Source organism: Pseudomonas beijingensis (assembly GCF_030687295.1).
GTDB classification, from domain to species: Bacteria; Pseudomonadota; Gammaproteobacteria; order Pseudomonadales; family Pseudomonadaceae; genus Aquipseudomonas; species Aquipseudomonas beijingensis.
Genome location: NZ_CP117425.1, coordinates 829,601 through 843,089 on the forward strand (window position 1 = coordinate 829,601; position 13,489 = coordinate 843,089).

The window sequence follows — 13,489 nt, forward strand, 5'->3', positions numbered from 1 at the left end:
GGCCCAGTCGAGACTCACTATGGAGGCACCGTGAAAGCATTGCAAGGCGTTGAAGGCCAAGTGGTATGGGCTGATGAGCCAAGTCCGGCGTGTGATGTCGGGCAAGTTCGCATCCGTGTGGCGGCTGCCGGCCTGAATCGGGCCGATTTGTTGCAAAAAGCCGGGCTTTACCCGCCGCCACCCGGCGCCAGCCAGGTGCTGGGGCTGGAATGTTCCGGGGTGATCAGCGAGGTCGGGCCGGGCTCGTCCTGGCAGGTGGGCGACCGCGTTTGCGCGTTGCTGGCCGGCGGTGGGATGGCCGAGGAGGTGGTGGTCGATGGCCGCCATGTGCTACCGGTGCCCGAGGGCTTGTCATTGGCTGAAGCGGCCGCGCTGCCTGAGGTCTACAGCACCGCGTGGCTGAATCTGTTCCAGCTGGCCGGGCTCAAGCCGGGCGAGAAAGTGCTGCTGCATGCCGGGGCCAGCGGCGTCGGCTCGGCCGCGATCCAGCTGTGCAAGGCGTTCGGCAACCCGTGCTGGGTCAGTGTCGGTTCGACCGAGCGGCTGGCCTATTGCGAGGCCCTGGGCGCCCAGGGGGGCGTGGTGCGCACCGATGGCCTGGAGAGTTTGAACGACCTCGGTCCCTTCGACGTGATCCTCGATCCAGTGGGCGCCAACTACGCCAAACTCAACGTGAAACTTTTGTCAGTTGACGGCCGCTGGGTGTTGATCGGCCTGATGGGCGGGCGCTCGACCGAGCTCGACCTGGCCCAGGTGCTGGGAAAGCGTATCCAACTGCTCGGCTCGACCCTGCGCAGTCGCGACGAGCAATTCAAGGCCGACCTGATCAGTGAGCTGGGGCAACAGGTGTGGCCGCTGTTTGCCGACAAACGCCTGAGCCCGCAACTGGCCCGGACCTTCGCGATCAAGGACGCCGAAGCGGCGTTCGCGGAACTGGCAACCAACCAGGTGTCCGGCAAGTTGGTGTTGCTGATCGATGAGAGCCTGAGCTGACTCCCGGAGCTGGGTGCGGAGCTGTGGGAGCAAAGCTTGCTCGCGATAGCGGTGGATCAGCTTGCAGTGATGTTGAATGTGCGGCCGCCATCGCGGGCAAGCCTTGCTCCCACATGGATCTTCGGGTGCTCACAGAACCGGTATTCACCCCAAATCCCCTGTGGGAGCGGGCTTGCTCGCGATAGCGGTGGGTCAGTTTGCATTGAGGTTGGATGTGCTGGCGCCTTCGCGAGCAAGCCCGCTCCCACATGGTGCTTCGGATGTTCGCAGAGTCGGTGTTCCCCCCAATTTTCACCTTTGACCTGCGACCACGGGCAGGCCGACCTTTGGTCGGCAGCCGGTATCCGATGCGCGCGTCCTGCTAGCGTTAATTAATGGAGGGATGGGGTAACCGCAGCTTTCATTTCACCCGCCAGGTGAAGAGGTTGATCATGGCCATCACCGAATGGCGCATGCAGGGCGTCGAATTCATTGCCTGCAACTGCAATTGGGGCTGCCCCTGTCAATTCGACGCACCACCGACCCATGGCCACTGCCAGGCGGTGGCGTCGATGCGAGTGGAACACGGGTATTTCAATCAGGTGACGCTGGAAGGCTTGTGCTGGGCCGCCACCTTCGCTTGGCCGGGTGCCATTCATGAGGGCAACGGCAGTTGTCAGGTGTTCATCGATGAACGCGCCGACGAGGCGCAACGTCAGGCTCTGCTGACCATCCTCTCTGGTCTGGAGAGCGACCCCGGGGCCAACGTGTTCCAGGTGTTCAGCAGCACCATGAGTGAAGTGTTCGAACCGCAGTTCGTGCCCATTACTCTGTCTATCGATGTCGATCAACGCTTGGCGCACCTGGACATTCCAGGCGTGCTGCAGGCCAGCGGCGAGCCGATCCGCAGCCCGATCGACGGTTCACCTCATCGAGTCCGGCTATCCCTGCCCAACGGCTTCGAATTCCTTGAGGCTGAGGTCGCCAGCGGCAGTTACCAGACGCATTCGGCCCTCAAGCTACAATCCCAAGACAGTCATAGCCACCTCGCCCATGTGCACTTCACTGGCCATGGCATAGAGCCGTAAAGATGGCAGCACCTCAGGTGGCGGCCCAGAGCAGGCGACTGACAGGCGAGCAGTTGCTGTTCCTGGCCTGCCTGCTTGCGCTGACCGCCCTGGCCTGGCTGGTGCTGCTGCACATGGCCCGTGACATGAGCGCGCCGGGCGGCATGGCTGATGCGGCAATGGCTGGCATGGTCATGCCCTGGAGCCTGGCCGATGCGCTGCTGATGTTTGCCATGTGGGTGGTGATGATGATCGGCATGATGCTGCCCAGTGCCCTGCCGATGCTGCTGATCTACCAGCAGATGCTGTGCAAGCGCATGCCGGCACCGCAGCGACACCTGGCCCTGCTGCTGTTCTGCAGCGCCTATGGCCTGGTCTGGGCTGGCTTCGCCCTGGGCGCCACGGCGTTGCAATGGGCGCTCGAGCAGCTCACTTTGCTCAGTCCAGGGATGCGCGTCAGCAGTACCGCGTTGGGCGCCGGCCTGCTGTTGGTCACAGGCGTCTATCAGTGGCTGCCAAGCAAGGCGGTCTGCCTTAAACATTGTCGCGGGCCGCTGCATTTTCTTCTCAGCTACTGGCGCTCCGACGTGCTCGGCGGCTGGCGCATGGGGCTGGCCCATGGCGCTTACTGCCTGGGCTGCTGTTGGGCCTTGATGGGACTGTTGTTCGTGGTCGGCGTGATGAACCTGCTCTGGGTGGCAGTGATCGGTGCCTTCATTCTGCTGGAGAAAAACCTGCCGCAGGGACTCTGGCTTAGTCGTATCTGCGGTGTGTTGTTGCTTGGCTGGAGCCTGTGGCTGTTGCTGGGCTAGGGGCTGAACCTGTGGGAGCTGAGCTTGCTCGCGATTGCGGTGTGTCAGCCAAATCAATGCCGGCCGATCCACCGCTATCGTGAGCAAGCTCGCTCCCACAGAGGGCACCTGGCCACACAATCCGAGTGTTCTTCCTGGGGTTGTGCAGTGCTTATTTCCAGGTATGAATCGGCCACCCGGCCGATTCGGCATGGGCCTTCAATGCCGGGTCCGGGTTCACTACGTGCGGGTGATCGACCTTGAGCAACAACGGCAGGTCATTGCGCGAGTCGGAATAGAAGCTCGCGCCTTCCAGGTTCTCTTCCTCGGCATCCAGCCAGTCCAGCAGCCGGGTGATCTTGCCTTCGCGGTAGGTCAGGGTACCGACGGTCTGGCCGCTGTACACCCCATGAAGCACCTCCAGTTCGATCGCCAGGATCTCGTCGATGCCCAGGCGTTCGGCAATCGGCTTGACCAGGTGCGTGCCGGAGGCCGAGATCACCAGGATCCGATCACCGGCCTTGCGGTGTTCGGCGATGGCCTTGGTGGCGTCGCTGAAGATGATCGGCTCGATGAAGTCTTCCACCCACGGCGCCACCAGATGCTCGATCTCTTCGGGCGTGCGGCCAATCATCGGTTCCAGGCTGAAGTCCATGTACTCTTCCATGCTCAGCTTGCCGTGGCTGTAGGCGTCCATCAGCTCGTTGTTGCGCCGCATGAACGACTCGGGATCGACCCAGCCCAGGCGACCCATCTGTTCACTCCAGAGGGTGGCGCAGTCGCCGTGGATCAGGGTTTCGTCCAGATCAAAAATTGCCAAGGCCATCAGCGTGTTTCCCTTTTCAAGATCAGCTTCAAAATCAACAAAGCCGTCAGGCTACCTCACACAGCGCCGACGGATCGATGGAAAGTGCCAACCGTGCGCCATCGGGGTGCAGGTCGGCGGCCGAACGGTTGAGTACATCCACCACCAACTCCACGCCACGAGCCTCGACCCGGTAGCGAATCACGTTGCCCAACAGGCTGTGGCTGCGGATCAGCGCATCGGCCTGGCCGCTGCGGCTCAGCTCGATGGCCTCCGGGCGGATGGCGATGCGACCGGTCACCGGCCGCTGCAGCAGTTTGCTCGCGCTGTCGGCGTCCAGCAGGTTGTAGTTGCCGATGAAGCCGGCGGCAAAGACATCGACGGGCGCAGTGTAAAGGGTTTCGGCATCGCCGCTTTGTACGATCTTTCCCTGGTTCATCAGGAAAATCCGGTCAGACATGGTCAGGGCTTCTTCCTGATCGTGTGTGACGAAGATCGTGGTCAGGCCCAATTCACGCTGGATCTGTCGGATCTGTTCGCGCAAGTGCTTGCGAATCCGCGCATCCAGGGCTGACAGTGGCTCGTCCAGCAGCAACAGGCGCGGCCGCGTGACCAGGGAGCGGGCAAGGGCGACGCGCTGGCATTGGCCGCCGGAGAGTTGATGGGGATAGCGGGCAGCAAAATCGTGCAGCTCCACCAGGCGCAGGATCTCCAGCACGCGCTGGCGACTGTCCGAGGCGTCTACCTTTTGCATGCGCAGGCCGAAGGCGACGTTTTGCTCCACGGTCATGTTCGGGAACAAGGCGTAGCTCTGGAAGACCATGCCGATGCCGCGTTTCTGCGGGCTCAGCGGGACGATGTCCTGCCCGTCGAGGATGATCTGGCCGGCATCCACCGCGGTCAGGCCGGCGATGCAGCGCAGCAGCGTGGATTTGCCGCAACCGGAAGGGCCGAGCAGGGTGACGAACTCGCCCTTGCCGATCTCGCAGTTGATGTCGCTGAACACCGGTGTGCCGGCATAGCTTTTTTGCAGGTGTTGGACGCTGACGTAGCTCATTGGCTTTTGTCCTTGTTCAAGATGTTGGCCGCCCAGGTCAGGACCAGTACGAAGAAAAAGTAGGAAATCACCAGGGCACTGGTGAAATGGCCGCTGCTGTTGCGCATGTTGTTCAGGTAGACCTGCAGGGTTTCATAGCGGGTGCCGACGAGGATGTTGGCGAACACGAATTCGCCGAACAGGAACGAGAAGGACAGCAGCAGCGCCACCATCAGGCCCTTGCGCAGGTTCGGCAGCACCACCAGGAACGCCGCCTGGAAGGTGCTGGCGCCGAGCAGTTGGGCGGCGTCCATCAGGTCGCGCAGGTTGATGGCTTGCAGGTTGTTGGTGATCGCCCGGTACATGAACGGCAGGGCGACGGTGAAGTAGCAACCGATCAGGATCCACGGCGTACCGACCATCGCCAGCGGCCCGGAACCATAGAGTTGCAACAGCCCCACCGACGACACCACCGGCGGCACCGCGAAGGGCAGCAGGATGAGGATGTTCATCAGTGCGTCGAGCTTGGGGAAGTGGTAATGCACCACGAACAGCAGCGGCAGGATCAACACCACCGAGAGCACCAGCGCACCGACGCAGACCAGCAGCGATTGACCGAAGGCGTGGAGAAAACGCGGATCGCTCCACAACTGCACATACCATTTGAAGGTGAAGCCGCTGGGCAGCACGGTGGCCGACCAACTGCTGGCGATGGAGTAGACCAGCGTGCCGGCCAGGGGCAGCAGCAGGATGGCGAACAGCAGGTACACCACCGCCCGATGATAGAGCCCGACGGAGCCCGGTTCAGCGCGAGACATGGTAGCTCCTCTTGAGCAGCAACTGATGGACGATGGTCACCACGGTCATCAACGCCACCAGCACCACGGCCAGGGCGCTGGCCAGGTTCGGGTCGAGGGAAATGTCGCCGGAGACCATGGCGGCGATGCGGATCGGCAGTACGTTGAAGTTGCCGGTGGTCAACGCGTAGACCGTGGCATAGGCACCGAGGGCGTTGGCCAGCAGGATCACGAAGGTGCCCAGTAGCGCCGGGGTCAGCACCGGCAAGCCGATGTGCCGCCAGAACTGCCAGCCGCTGGCGCCGAGCAACTCGGCGGATTCGCGCCAGTCTTCGCGCAGGGCGTCGAAAGCCGGGTAGAGCAGCAGCACGCCCAAGGGAATCTGGAAGTAGGTGTAGAGGATGATCAGCCCGGTTTTCGAATACAGGTTGAAATCCTCGATGATCCCCGCCTGGTTGAGCATGATTGTGATGCTGCCGTTGAACCCCAGCAAAATGATGAAGGCGAAGGCCAGGGGCACGCCGGCGAAGTTGCTGGTCATGTTGGCGAAGGCATTGACGAAGTTGCGCAGCCGCGAATCCACACGGCGCAGTGAATAGCTGCCGAGCACGGCGATGACGATGCCGAACACACTGGACCAGAAGCTGATCTCCAGGCTGTGCTGGATCGCTTGCAGGTAGAACTTGGAACTGAAGATCTTGCTGAAGTTGGCCAGGCCCCAGCCGAACTCTTCCGATTCCAGGCTGTTGACCAGCACCCAGAGCAGCGGGGCGATCTGGAACACGATGAAGAAAATCGCGAAGGGCACCAGGCACAACGCTGCCAGCCATTTGCCGCGCGTCATGGCGTTCACTTGAGTAACTCCTGGCAATAGGGTTTGTCGTGGTCGACGCCGAGCAATTGGCAAATGGTGCCGCACAGTTCGGTCTGCCTCGGCGCGGCAGCGGGATCGAGACTGAAGCCGTCACCCAGGACGAACAGCGGCACTTCCCGTTCTTCGGCCAGCAGGCCGTTGTGGGAACGGTCGCTGTTCATGCCGTGGTCGGAGGTCACTAGCACCTGGTAACCGGCATCGAGCCAGGCTTGCAGGTAGACCGCCAGGTTGATATCGGCCGAGCGCGCACTGTTGCGGTATTGCGGGGTGTCGAGGCCGTGCTTGTGGCCGGCGTCGTCGATGTTCATTGGATGCACCAGCAAAAAGTTCGGCAAGTAGCGCTGGCGCAGGTGTTCGGCATCGGCGAACAGGTGGGAATCGGGGTAGTGGTCATTCCAATAGAAATGCCCGTACTGGATCGGCAGGTCGGGGTTGTCGGTGTGACGATCGCGACCGGCGACGAAGGGCGAGACGTTGTAGAGCTCGCTGACCCAGTGGTACGCCGCGGCCGCCGTGCTCAAGCCGGCCTGGGTGGCATAGTGGAAAATGCTGCGCTGGTTCGACAGGCGCGTGACGTTGTTGTGCACGATCCCGCTGTCGATGGGCACGACGCCAGTGAGGATGCATTCGTAGAGCGGGCGGGACAGGGCGGGCAACTCACATTCCAGTTTGTAGAGGGCCGCGCGTCCTGCGCCGACGTAAGCCTGCAAATGCCCCATGGCATGCCGGGCGACCTCATGGTTGAGACCGTCGAGCACCACCAGGATGACGTTGTGCTTCATGGGTACCGGGACTCCGGGCAGATACCAGAAAACTCGGATCCTTCAGGAACCTGATGTGGGCGCGAGCTTCTGTGGGAGCGAGCTTGCTCGCGATAGCGGTGTATCAGTCAACCTCAATGCTGACTGATCCGCTGCCATCGCGAGCAAGCTCGCTCCCACAGGGCCTGCTCCCACAGTTGGATTGCCAGTGGATAGCCGAGCGGGCGCTAGCGCCTCACTTCATCTCGACGATGACTTGTTCATTCCACTGCTGCGGCAGTGCCTTGGAAGTCTTCTCCCACGCATCCGCATCCTTGATCGGGGTCACGCCTTTGTACTGCTCGTTCGGCAGCAGCTTGGCCTGGACCTCTGCCGGCAGTTTCAAGTGCTCGGCGCGGATCGGACGGGCGTTGCCCTTGGCCAGGTTGATCTGGCCGGCGTCGCTGAAGATGTACTCACGGGCCAGCTTGGCGGCGTTCGGGTGCTTGGCGTATTTGTTGATGATGGTGGTGTAGCCGGAAATGACCGAGCCGTCGGACGGAATCAGCACGACGTAATCATCCGGATTGGCCATCTTGGCCTTGTAGCTCAGGCCGTTGAAATCCCAGACCACGCCGACTTCGACTTCACCTTTTTCCATCGTGGCGATGGTCGGGTTGGCCATGGACAGGCGCCCTTGCTTGGCGATTTCGGCGAACATCAACAGCGCCGGCTGAACGTTTTTCTCGTCGCCACCGTTGGCCAGGGCCGCAGCCAGCACGCCGTTGGCGGCTTGGGCGGCGGTGCTCACGTCACCGATGGAAACTTTGTATTTGCCGGTCTTCAGGTCACCCCATTTGGTCGGCACTTCGGAACCGTGCAGCAGCTTCTTGTTGACGATGAAGGCGATGGTGCCGGTGTAGGCCAATGCCCAGTTGCCGTCCTTGTCCTTGGCCCAGGCGGGGACCTGTTCCCAGGTGCTTGGCTTGTACGGCTGGACCACGCCCTGTTTGACCGCGATCGGGCCGAACGCCGCGCCGACGTCACCGATGTCGGCGCTGGCGTTGTCTTTTTCGGCGGCGAACTTGGCGATTTCCTGGGCCGAGCTCATGTCGGTGTCGATGTGTTTCAAGCCATAGATCTTGGCCAGGTCGTCCCAGGTGCCTTTCCAGTTTGCCCAGTCATCGGGCATGCCGACGCTGTTCACGGCGCCTTCCGCTTTCGCAGCGGCTTCCAACGTTTTCAGATCGGTGTCAGCGGCCATGGCGGCGGTGCACATGGCAATGGTCGAGCCTAACAGTGATGCCAGGAAAAGCTGTTTCATCCGAAGCTCCTATGGGCGTTTTCAACGCTGCGATTGCGGTTGTGTTGGTCTAGGTCAGCAATACCTGAGCCAATGTAGGCGAGCCCTGTGACATTTTGATGTCGGTGTCGCAGGGGGCGGGAAATGCCTGGCTCGTGGAGATTGGCTGCGAATTAAGCGTAGACCATGGTTAAACAGCTGATCTGCAAGGACTTGGCCGTTAATTTGCACGCTCGAAAAACGACCGTTCGGCGGCTCTGTCATCTGCCAGTCATGTGCAGTGCCTAGGCTTGTTGGACCCAGAAGCGGATCGACGGACCGTCGATCCTGCCCCGAAACAGTGCTGGTCTAGTCCAGATAGGTAACGTTGATGCGCATCGATGCAACCAAAGCGGTGACAGCCATCGGACAGGTCCTGCAAGAGCAACTCGATCACGGGTTGCTGGCGCCCGGCAGCAAGTTGCCGGCCGAGCGCAAGCTCAGTGAATTGTTCGGGACCACGCGGATTACCGTGCGCGAGGCGTTGTTGCAGCTCGAAGCCCAGGGGCAGATCTATCGGGAAGAGCGCCGGGGCTGGTTCGTCTCGCCGCCGCGCCTGGCCTACAACCTGATGCAGCGCAGCCATTTTCACGCCATGGTCGCGGCCCAGGGGCGTGTGCCTTCTACCCAAGTGATCTCGGCGCGCTTGCAACCGGCTTCGGCGGCAGTGTGTGCCTGGTTGCAACTGCCGGCGTTGTCCAGCGTGATCCAGATCTGCCGCGTACGACGCATCGATGAGCGGCTGGTGCTGTATGTCGAGCACTACCTGAACCCACAGTATTTTCCGGACATCCTCGAATTCGACCTCAACCAGTCCATCACCGAGCTGTACGCCCGCCATTACGACCTGCACTACGGCCGGGTGAAGTTCGAGATCGTGCCCACCTCTTTACAGCCGGAAGCGGCAGCGGCGTTGAGAGTTTCGGTGGGCAGCCCCGGGCTGCGCATCGCGCGGGTCAACTATGACCAGCACCAGCGGCTGATCGACTGCGACCTGGAGTTCTGGCGACACGATGCGATCCATGTCGGCGTGGATGTGCCGGAGCAAGCGCCGGTTTGAGGCAGGTTCAGAGCGACTCGTTGAGCTTGCCCAGGATCTTGATCACTACCGTGGCGAGGATCAGCAGCATGCCGATCCACATGGCAAAGACCCCGAAGTTCTTGTCACGGAAGTTGAAGCCGATGGCCAGCAGGATCATGCCGGCGATGATGGGCACCAGCATGGCGTTGAACGAAGACATCGAGATCATGACGACGGCCTTGTCGGGGAGGGATAAGGACAGTCTAGTTGGGGTTTGGCTGGGGGGGCTGATGTATGTCAGCACACCCCTCAATCCCGAGGCGAGCGCTGTGTGGGAGCAAAGCTTGCTCGCGATGAAGGTGACTCGATTTCTGGAAAAATCGCATCACCTTCATCGCGGGCAAGCCTTGCTCCCACAGGGTTCATCATGCCTTCTGGGTGGTTACGGCAACTCGCGAGACGCGTAGAACGCGCTCAGCACCTTCACCAAATGCGCCAGGTCATGGCTGCCGCACAGTTCACGGATCGAATGCATGGCGAAGGTCGGCAGGCCGATGTCCACGGTGCGCACGCCCAGTTGGCTGGCGGTGATCGGGCCGATGGTCGAGCCGCAGCCCATGTCGCTGCGCACCACGAAGCTTTGCACCGGCACTTCTTCGGCCATGCACAGGTGACGGAAGAACCCGGCGGTTTCGCTGTTGGTGGCGTAGCGCTGGTTGCTGTTGACCTTGATCACCGGCCCGGCGTTGAGCTTGGGGCCGTGGTTGGCGTCGTGCTTGTCGGCATAGTTGGGGTGCACGCCGTGGGCATTGTCCGCCGACACCAGCAGGGATTTCTGAATGGTCCGTACGAACTCTTCACCTTCGGGCAGCAGGCGCCGCAGGGTCTGTTCCAGCATCGGGCCGTCGGCGCCACAGGCCGAGCACGAGCCCACTTCTTCGTGATCGTTGCACACCAATACGCAGGTTTCTTCGGTGTCGGCGTTCAGCAAGGCCTGCAGGCCGGCGTAGCACGACAGCAGGTTGTCCAAGCGCGCGCCAGCAATGAAATCGCCGTGCAGGCCAATGACCGCAGCGCTTTGGGTGTCGTAGAAACTCAACTCGTAATCGAGCACCACGTCGGCGTTCAGGCCGTGTTCGCGGGCCAGTTGATCGGTGAGCACGGCCCGGAAATCGACGCGCTCGTCACCGGCGAACTGGGCGAGGATCGGCGGCAGTTCGTTCTGCGGGTTGATGGCCCAGCCCTGGTTCGCTTCGCGATTGAGGTGAATGGCCAGGTTTGGAATCGTGGCGATCGGCGCCTTGAAATCGATCAACTGGCTTTCGACCTTGCCATCGCGGCGGAAGGTCACGCGCCCGGCCAGGGACAGGTCGCGGTCGAACCACGGCGCCAGCAGCGCGCCGCCGTAGACTTCCACACCCAGTTGCCAGAACCCGTGGCGTTGCAGTTCCGGCTGCGGCTTGACCCGCAGGCAGGGGCTGTCGGTGTGGGCGCCGACCAGGCGGATGCCGTCGTTCAGCGCTGAGTGGCGGCCGAGCTTGAAGGCGATGATCGAGGAGTCGTTGCGCGTGACGTAATAGCGACCGTTGGCCTCGGTGGTCCAGGTCTCGCGTTCGTCAAGACGCTGATAGCCGGCCGCCTCCAGGCGCTTGGCCAGGCTGGCGGTGGCATGGAACGGGGTAGGGGAGGCCTTGAGGAAGTCGATCAGGCCTTGGTTCAACTCTGCGCGCATAAGAAACTCCAGACAGCAATGGGCGGGAGTTTACCGTATTGGTAGTCGATGGGGAGGGTGGGAAGTGGGTGATATCCGTGTTGAATGTGCGGGCCTCATCGCGAGCAAGCTCGCTCCCACATTGGAGCGCAGGCGTGTACAGAGCTTGTGTTCACCACAAATCCCTTGTGGGAGCGAGCTTGCTCGCGATGAGGCCGGCACATTCAACATCAATGCAAACTGACCCACCGCTATCGCGAGCAAGCTCGCTCCCACAGGTTTTGTGGCCTGCTTGCGGATACATCCCTCAGAACGGTGCCGGGCACTCGAAGCGCAGGCGCTCGCCGCTTTGCGGATGGGTGAAGCTGAGCATGCTGGCGTGCAGGCACAGGCGTGGCCAGGCCGCGAGCGCTTGCGGATGGGCATAGAGACCGTCGCCCAGCAGCGGGTGACCGATGGACAGCATGTGCACGCGCAATTGGTGTGAGCGCCCGGTGATCGGCGTCAATTCGACCCGGCACCAATCGCCGCAACGTTCCAGTACGCGCCAGAAGGTCAGGGCGTGTTTGCCCTGTTCATGGTCCACCACGTGCCGAGGTTTGGTCGGCGGGTCGTAGCGCAAGGGCAGGTCGATGCTGCCACTGTCCAGTTCCGGCTGACCCCAGCACAGCGCGGTGTAGGCTTTTTCGGTTTCGCGATCATGAAATTGTCGGGACAGTTCACGATGGGTGTCCGGGTCACGGGCCAAGAGGATGATGCCGGAGGTTTCCCAGTCCAGTCGGTGCACGATTCGCGCTTCCGGGTAGCCGTTTTCCTGCAGGCGGGTGATCAGGCAGTCTTTGTTGTCGTCGGCCCGGCCGGGCACGGAAAGCAACAGGGTCGGCTTGTCGACCACCAGGACAGCGGCGTCCTGATGAATGATGCGGATGTTGGACAGGGGCATTGAAAACAGTCTCGTTACAAACGCCAACGGCGGCTCGGGCCCTTTTTCCTGACCCTGTGGGAGCAAAGCTTGCTCGCGATTAACAACACGGTCTGTCTGTTAGATCCGGTTGAGGCTATCGCGAGCAAGCTTTGCTCCCACAGGGAGAAGGACTTTGGGACCCGAGCCGCCGTGGCTCCCGCCGGCGCGATCAGCGATCCGGCAGGGTGATATTGAGTTCCAGGATCGAGCAACTGCCCTGGCTTTCCAGTGCCACATGCACGTCATCGCTGCCGATGTTGACGTATTTGCGGATCACTTCCACCAGTTCCTTCTGCAAGGCTGGCAGGTAGTCAGGGGTACTGCGTTGGCCGCGTTCGTGCGCCACGATGATCTGTAGACGCTCTTTCGCGACCGAGGCGGTACTGGGCTTTTTGTTGGCACGAAAGAAGTCAAAAAGGTTCATTACCTACCTCCAAACAGGCGCTCGAAGAAACCTTTCTTCGTTACATCGAGGAAACGATGCTCCACGGTCTTGCCCAACAGGCGATCGACGGCATCGCTGTATGCCTGGCCGGCATCGCTCTGGTCGTCGAGAATCACCGGCACGCCGGAGTTGGAAGCCTTGAGTACCGCTTGGGATTCCGGAATGACACCCAGCAGGGTGACAGCGAGGATTTCCTTGACGTCTTCGACGCCCAGCATCTCGCCATCGCTGACCCGTTGCGGGTTGTAGCGTGTCAGCAGCAAGTGTTCCTTGATCGGCTCTTCGCCCTTCTCGGCGCGCCGGGATTTGCTCGCCAGCAGGCCCAGCATACGGTCGGAGTCACGGACCGACGACACTTCCGGGTTGGTCACGACAATCGCTTCGTCCGCGAAGTACATGGCCAGGTGGGCACCTTTCTCGATACCGGCCGGGGAGTCGCAGACCACGAACTCAAAGTCTTCCTTGAGCTGCATCAGGACTTTTTCCACGCCTTCCTGGGTCAGCGCGTCTTTGTCGCGGGTTTGGCTGGCGGCCAGCACGTAGAGGTTCTCAAGGCGCTTGTCCTTGATCAGGGCTTGTTGCAGGTTGGCTTCGCCGTTGACCACGTTGACGAAGTCATAGACCACGCGACGCTCGCAACCCATGATCAGGTCCAGGTTACGCAGGCCGACGTCGAAGTCGACGATGACTGTCTTGTGGCCGCGCAGAGCGAGGCCGGTACCGATAGCGGCGCTGGTGGTGGTCTTACCCACACCACCCTTGCCGGATGTAACCACGAGAATCTTGGCCAAGGTGTTTCACCCCTAAGGAAAAAGGACTTTGTCAGCCCCTGAAAAACATCTCTGGAAAACCGCTGCAATTGGACAGGCTTGGCTGGAATCGGCTGTCGGGCGGGGTCTACCTCCGGTAAACACTGCCTGATCC

At 61.5% G+C, this 13,489-nt stretch carries 15 protein-coding genes; 4 read left to right on the forward strand and 11 right to left on the reverse strand.

The genetic code is table 11. The features are described 5' to 3' along the window. Positions 1-30 precede the first annotated feature (30 nt). The 3 genes from PSH84_RS03850 (at position 31) to PSH84_RS03860 (ending at position 2,851) form a co-directional block, all read left to right on the forward strand. Positions 31-993, forward strand: coding sequence for a zinc-binding dehydrogenase (locus tag PSH84_RS03850; RefSeq protein ID WP_122566960.1), 963 nt, complete (start codon positions 31-33; stop codon positions 991-993). Positions 994-1,424: 431 nt separating this feature from the next. After that, positions 1,425-2,060: a DUF1326 domain-containing protein gene (locus PSH84_RS03855; RefSeq protein ID WP_122566961.1), complete on the forward strand. Its 636-nt coding sequence runs from the start codon at positions 1,425-1,427 to the stop codon at positions 2,058-2,060. A gap of 2 nt (positions 2,061-2,062) precedes the next feature. Further along, positions 2,063-2,851, forward strand: a complete 789-nt coding sequence (locus tag PSH84_RS03860; RefSeq protein ID WP_305482309.1) for a DUF2182 domain-containing protein — start codon at positions 2,063-2,065, stop codon at positions 2,849-2,851. Positions 2,852-3,002: 151 nt separating this feature from the next. On the opposite strand, the gene PSH84_RS03865 is transcribed toward PSH84_RS03860, so the two are convergent. From PSH84_RS03865 to PSH84_RS03890, 6 genes are all read right to left on the reverse strand, one after another. Beyond that, positions 3,003-3,656: an HAD family hydrolase gene (locus PSH84_RS03865; protein ID WP_305482310.1), complete on the reverse strand. Its 654-nt coding sequence runs from the start codon at positions 3,654-3,656 to the stop codon at positions 3,003-3,005. Between the two features lie 46 nt (positions 3,657-3,702). Further along, positions 3,703-4,692, reverse strand: a complete 990-nt coding sequence (locus PSH84_RS03870) for an ABC transporter ATP-binding protein (RefSeq protein ID WP_305482311.1) — start codon at positions 4,690-4,692, stop codon at positions 3,703-3,705. After that, on the reverse strand, positions 4,689-5,489 hold the full coding sequence (locus PSH84_RS03875; protein ID WP_060741108.1) for an ABC transporter permease: 801 nt from the start codon (positions 5,487-5,489) through the stop codon (positions 4,689-4,691). Before PSH84_RS03875 ends, PSH84_RS03870 begins: the two co-directional genes overlap by 4 nt. Beyond that, the gene (locus PSH84_RS03880) at positions 5,476-6,312 is read right to left on the reverse strand and encodes an ABC transporter permease (RefSeq protein WP_305483155.1); all 837 of its coding nucleotides are present in this window, start codon (positions 6,310-6,312) and stop codon (positions 5,476-5,478) included. Before PSH84_RS03880 ends, PSH84_RS03875 begins: the two co-directional genes overlap by 14 nt. Before the next feature lie 5 nt (positions 6,313-6,317). Further along, complete coding sequence (locus tag PSH84_RS03885) at positions 6,318-7,124, reverse strand: alkaline phosphatase family protein (RefSeq protein ID WP_305482312.1); 807 nt, start codon at positions 7,122-7,124, stop codon at positions 6,318-6,320. Positions 7,125-7,338: 214 nt separating this feature from the next. Next, entirely contained in the window at positions 7,339-8,406 is a 1,068-nt protein-coding gene (locus tag PSH84_RS03890; protein ID WP_305482313.1) for an ABC transporter substrate-binding protein, read from the reverse strand. A 349-nt stretch (positions 8,407-8,755) separates the two neighbouring features. Here PSH84_RS03890 and PSH84_RS03895 point away from each other — a divergent pair, with 349 nt between their 5' ends. Next, complete coding sequence (locus tag PSH84_RS03895) at positions 8,756-9,484, forward strand: UTRA domain-containing protein (RefSeq protein WP_305482314.1); 729 nt, start codon at positions 8,756-8,758, stop codon at positions 9,482-9,484. A gap of 7 nt (positions 9,485-9,491) precedes the next feature. Here the strand turns inward: PSH84_RS03895 and PSH84_RS03900 are convergent, their stop codons facing one another. The 5 genes from PSH84_RS03900 to minD all read right to left on the reverse strand — a co-directional run bounded on the left by PSH84_RS03900 (position 9,492) and on the right by minD (position 13,356). Then, positions 9,492-9,674, reverse strand: a complete 183-nt coding sequence (locus PSH84_RS03900) for a hypothetical protein (RefSeq protein WP_305482315.1) — start codon at positions 9,672-9,674, stop codon at positions 9,492-9,494. A gap of 213 nt (positions 9,675-9,887) precedes the next feature. Beyond that, positions 9,888-11,177 (reverse strand): M18 family aminopeptidase, encoded by a 1,290-nt coding sequence (locus PSH84_RS03905; RefSeq protein ID WP_305468037.1) that lies wholly within the window; start codon positions 11,175-11,177, stop codon positions 9,888-9,890. Between the two features lie 286 nt (positions 11,178-11,463). Beyond that, a complete protein-coding gene (locus PSH84_RS03910; protein WP_018612476.1) occupies positions 11,464-12,099 on the reverse strand; it encodes an RluA family pseudouridine synthase in 636 nt (211 codons plus the stop codon). A 190-nt stretch (positions 12,100-12,289) separates the two neighbouring features. After that, complete coding sequence (minE, locus tag PSH84_RS03915; protein ID WP_003179111.1) at positions 12,290-12,544, reverse strand: cell division topological specificity factor MinE; 255 nt, start codon at positions 12,542-12,544, stop codon at positions 12,290-12,292. Further along, positions 12,544-13,356 (reverse strand): septum site-determining protein MinD, encoded by an 813-nt coding sequence (gene minD / locus PSH84_RS03920; protein ID WP_003179114.1) that lies wholly within the window; start codon positions 13,354-13,356, stop codon positions 12,544-12,546. Before minD ends, minE begins: the two co-directional genes overlap by 1 nt. Positions 13,357-13,489: the final 133 nt, after the last annotated feature.

What these genes read in the sequence shown, in the direction of transcription:
- PSH84_RS03855 (WP_122566961.1), top strand. Translation starts at nt 1,425, where the DNA reads ATGGCCATCACCGAATGGCGCATGCAGGGCGTCGAATTCATTGCCTGC.
- PSH84_RS03860 (WP_305482309.1), top strand. Translation starts at nt 2,063, where the DNA reads ATGGCAGCACCTCAGGTGGCGGCCCAGAGCAGGCGACTGACAGGCGAG.
- PSH84_RS03865 (WP_305482310.1), bottom strand. Translation starts at nt 3,656, where the DNA reads ATGGCCTTGGCAATTTTTGATCTGGACGAAACCCTGATCCACGGCGAC.
- PSH84_RS03870 (WP_305482311.1), bottom strand. Translation starts at nt 4,692, where the DNA reads ATGAGCTACGTCAGCGTCCAACACCTGCAAAAAAGCTATGCCGGCACA.
- PSH84_RS03875 (WP_060741108.1), bottom strand. Translation starts at nt 5,489, where the DNA reads ATGTCTCGCGCTGAACCGGGCTCCGTCGGGCTCTATCATCGGGCGGTG.
- PSH84_RS03880 (WP_305483155.1), bottom strand. Translation starts at nt 6,312, where the DNA reads ATGACGCGCGGCAAATGGCTGGCAGCGTTGTGCCTGGTGCCCTTCGCG.
- PSH84_RS03885 (WP_305482312.1), bottom strand. Translation starts at nt 7,124, where the DNA reads ATGAAGCACAACGTCATCCTGGTGGTGCTCGACGGTCTCAACCATGAG.
- PSH84_RS03890 (WP_305482313.1), bottom strand. Translation starts at nt 8,406, where the DNA reads ATGAAACAGCTTTTCCTGGCATCACTGTTAGGCTCGACCATTGCCATG.
- PSH84_RS03895 (WP_305482314.1), top strand. Translation starts at nt 8,756, where the DNA reads ATGCGCATCGATGCAACCAAAGCGGTGACAGCCATCGGACAGGTCCTG.
- PSH84_RS03900 (WP_305482315.1), bottom strand. Translation starts at nt 9,674, where the DNA reads ATGATCTCGATGTCTTCGTTCAACGCCATGCTGGTGCCCATCATCGCC.
- PSH84_RS03905 (WP_305468037.1), bottom strand. Translation starts at nt 11,177, where the DNA reads ATGCGCGCAGAGTTGAACCAAGGCCTGATCGACTTCCTCAAGGCCTCC.
- PSH84_RS03910 (WP_018612476.1), bottom strand. Translation starts at nt 12,099, where the DNA reads ATGCCCCTGTCCAACATCCGCATCATTCATCAGGACGCCGCTGTCCTG.
- minE (WP_003179111.1), bottom strand. Translation starts at nt 12,544, where the DNA reads ATGAACCTTTTTGACTTCTTTCGTGCCAACAAAAAGCCCAGTACCGCC.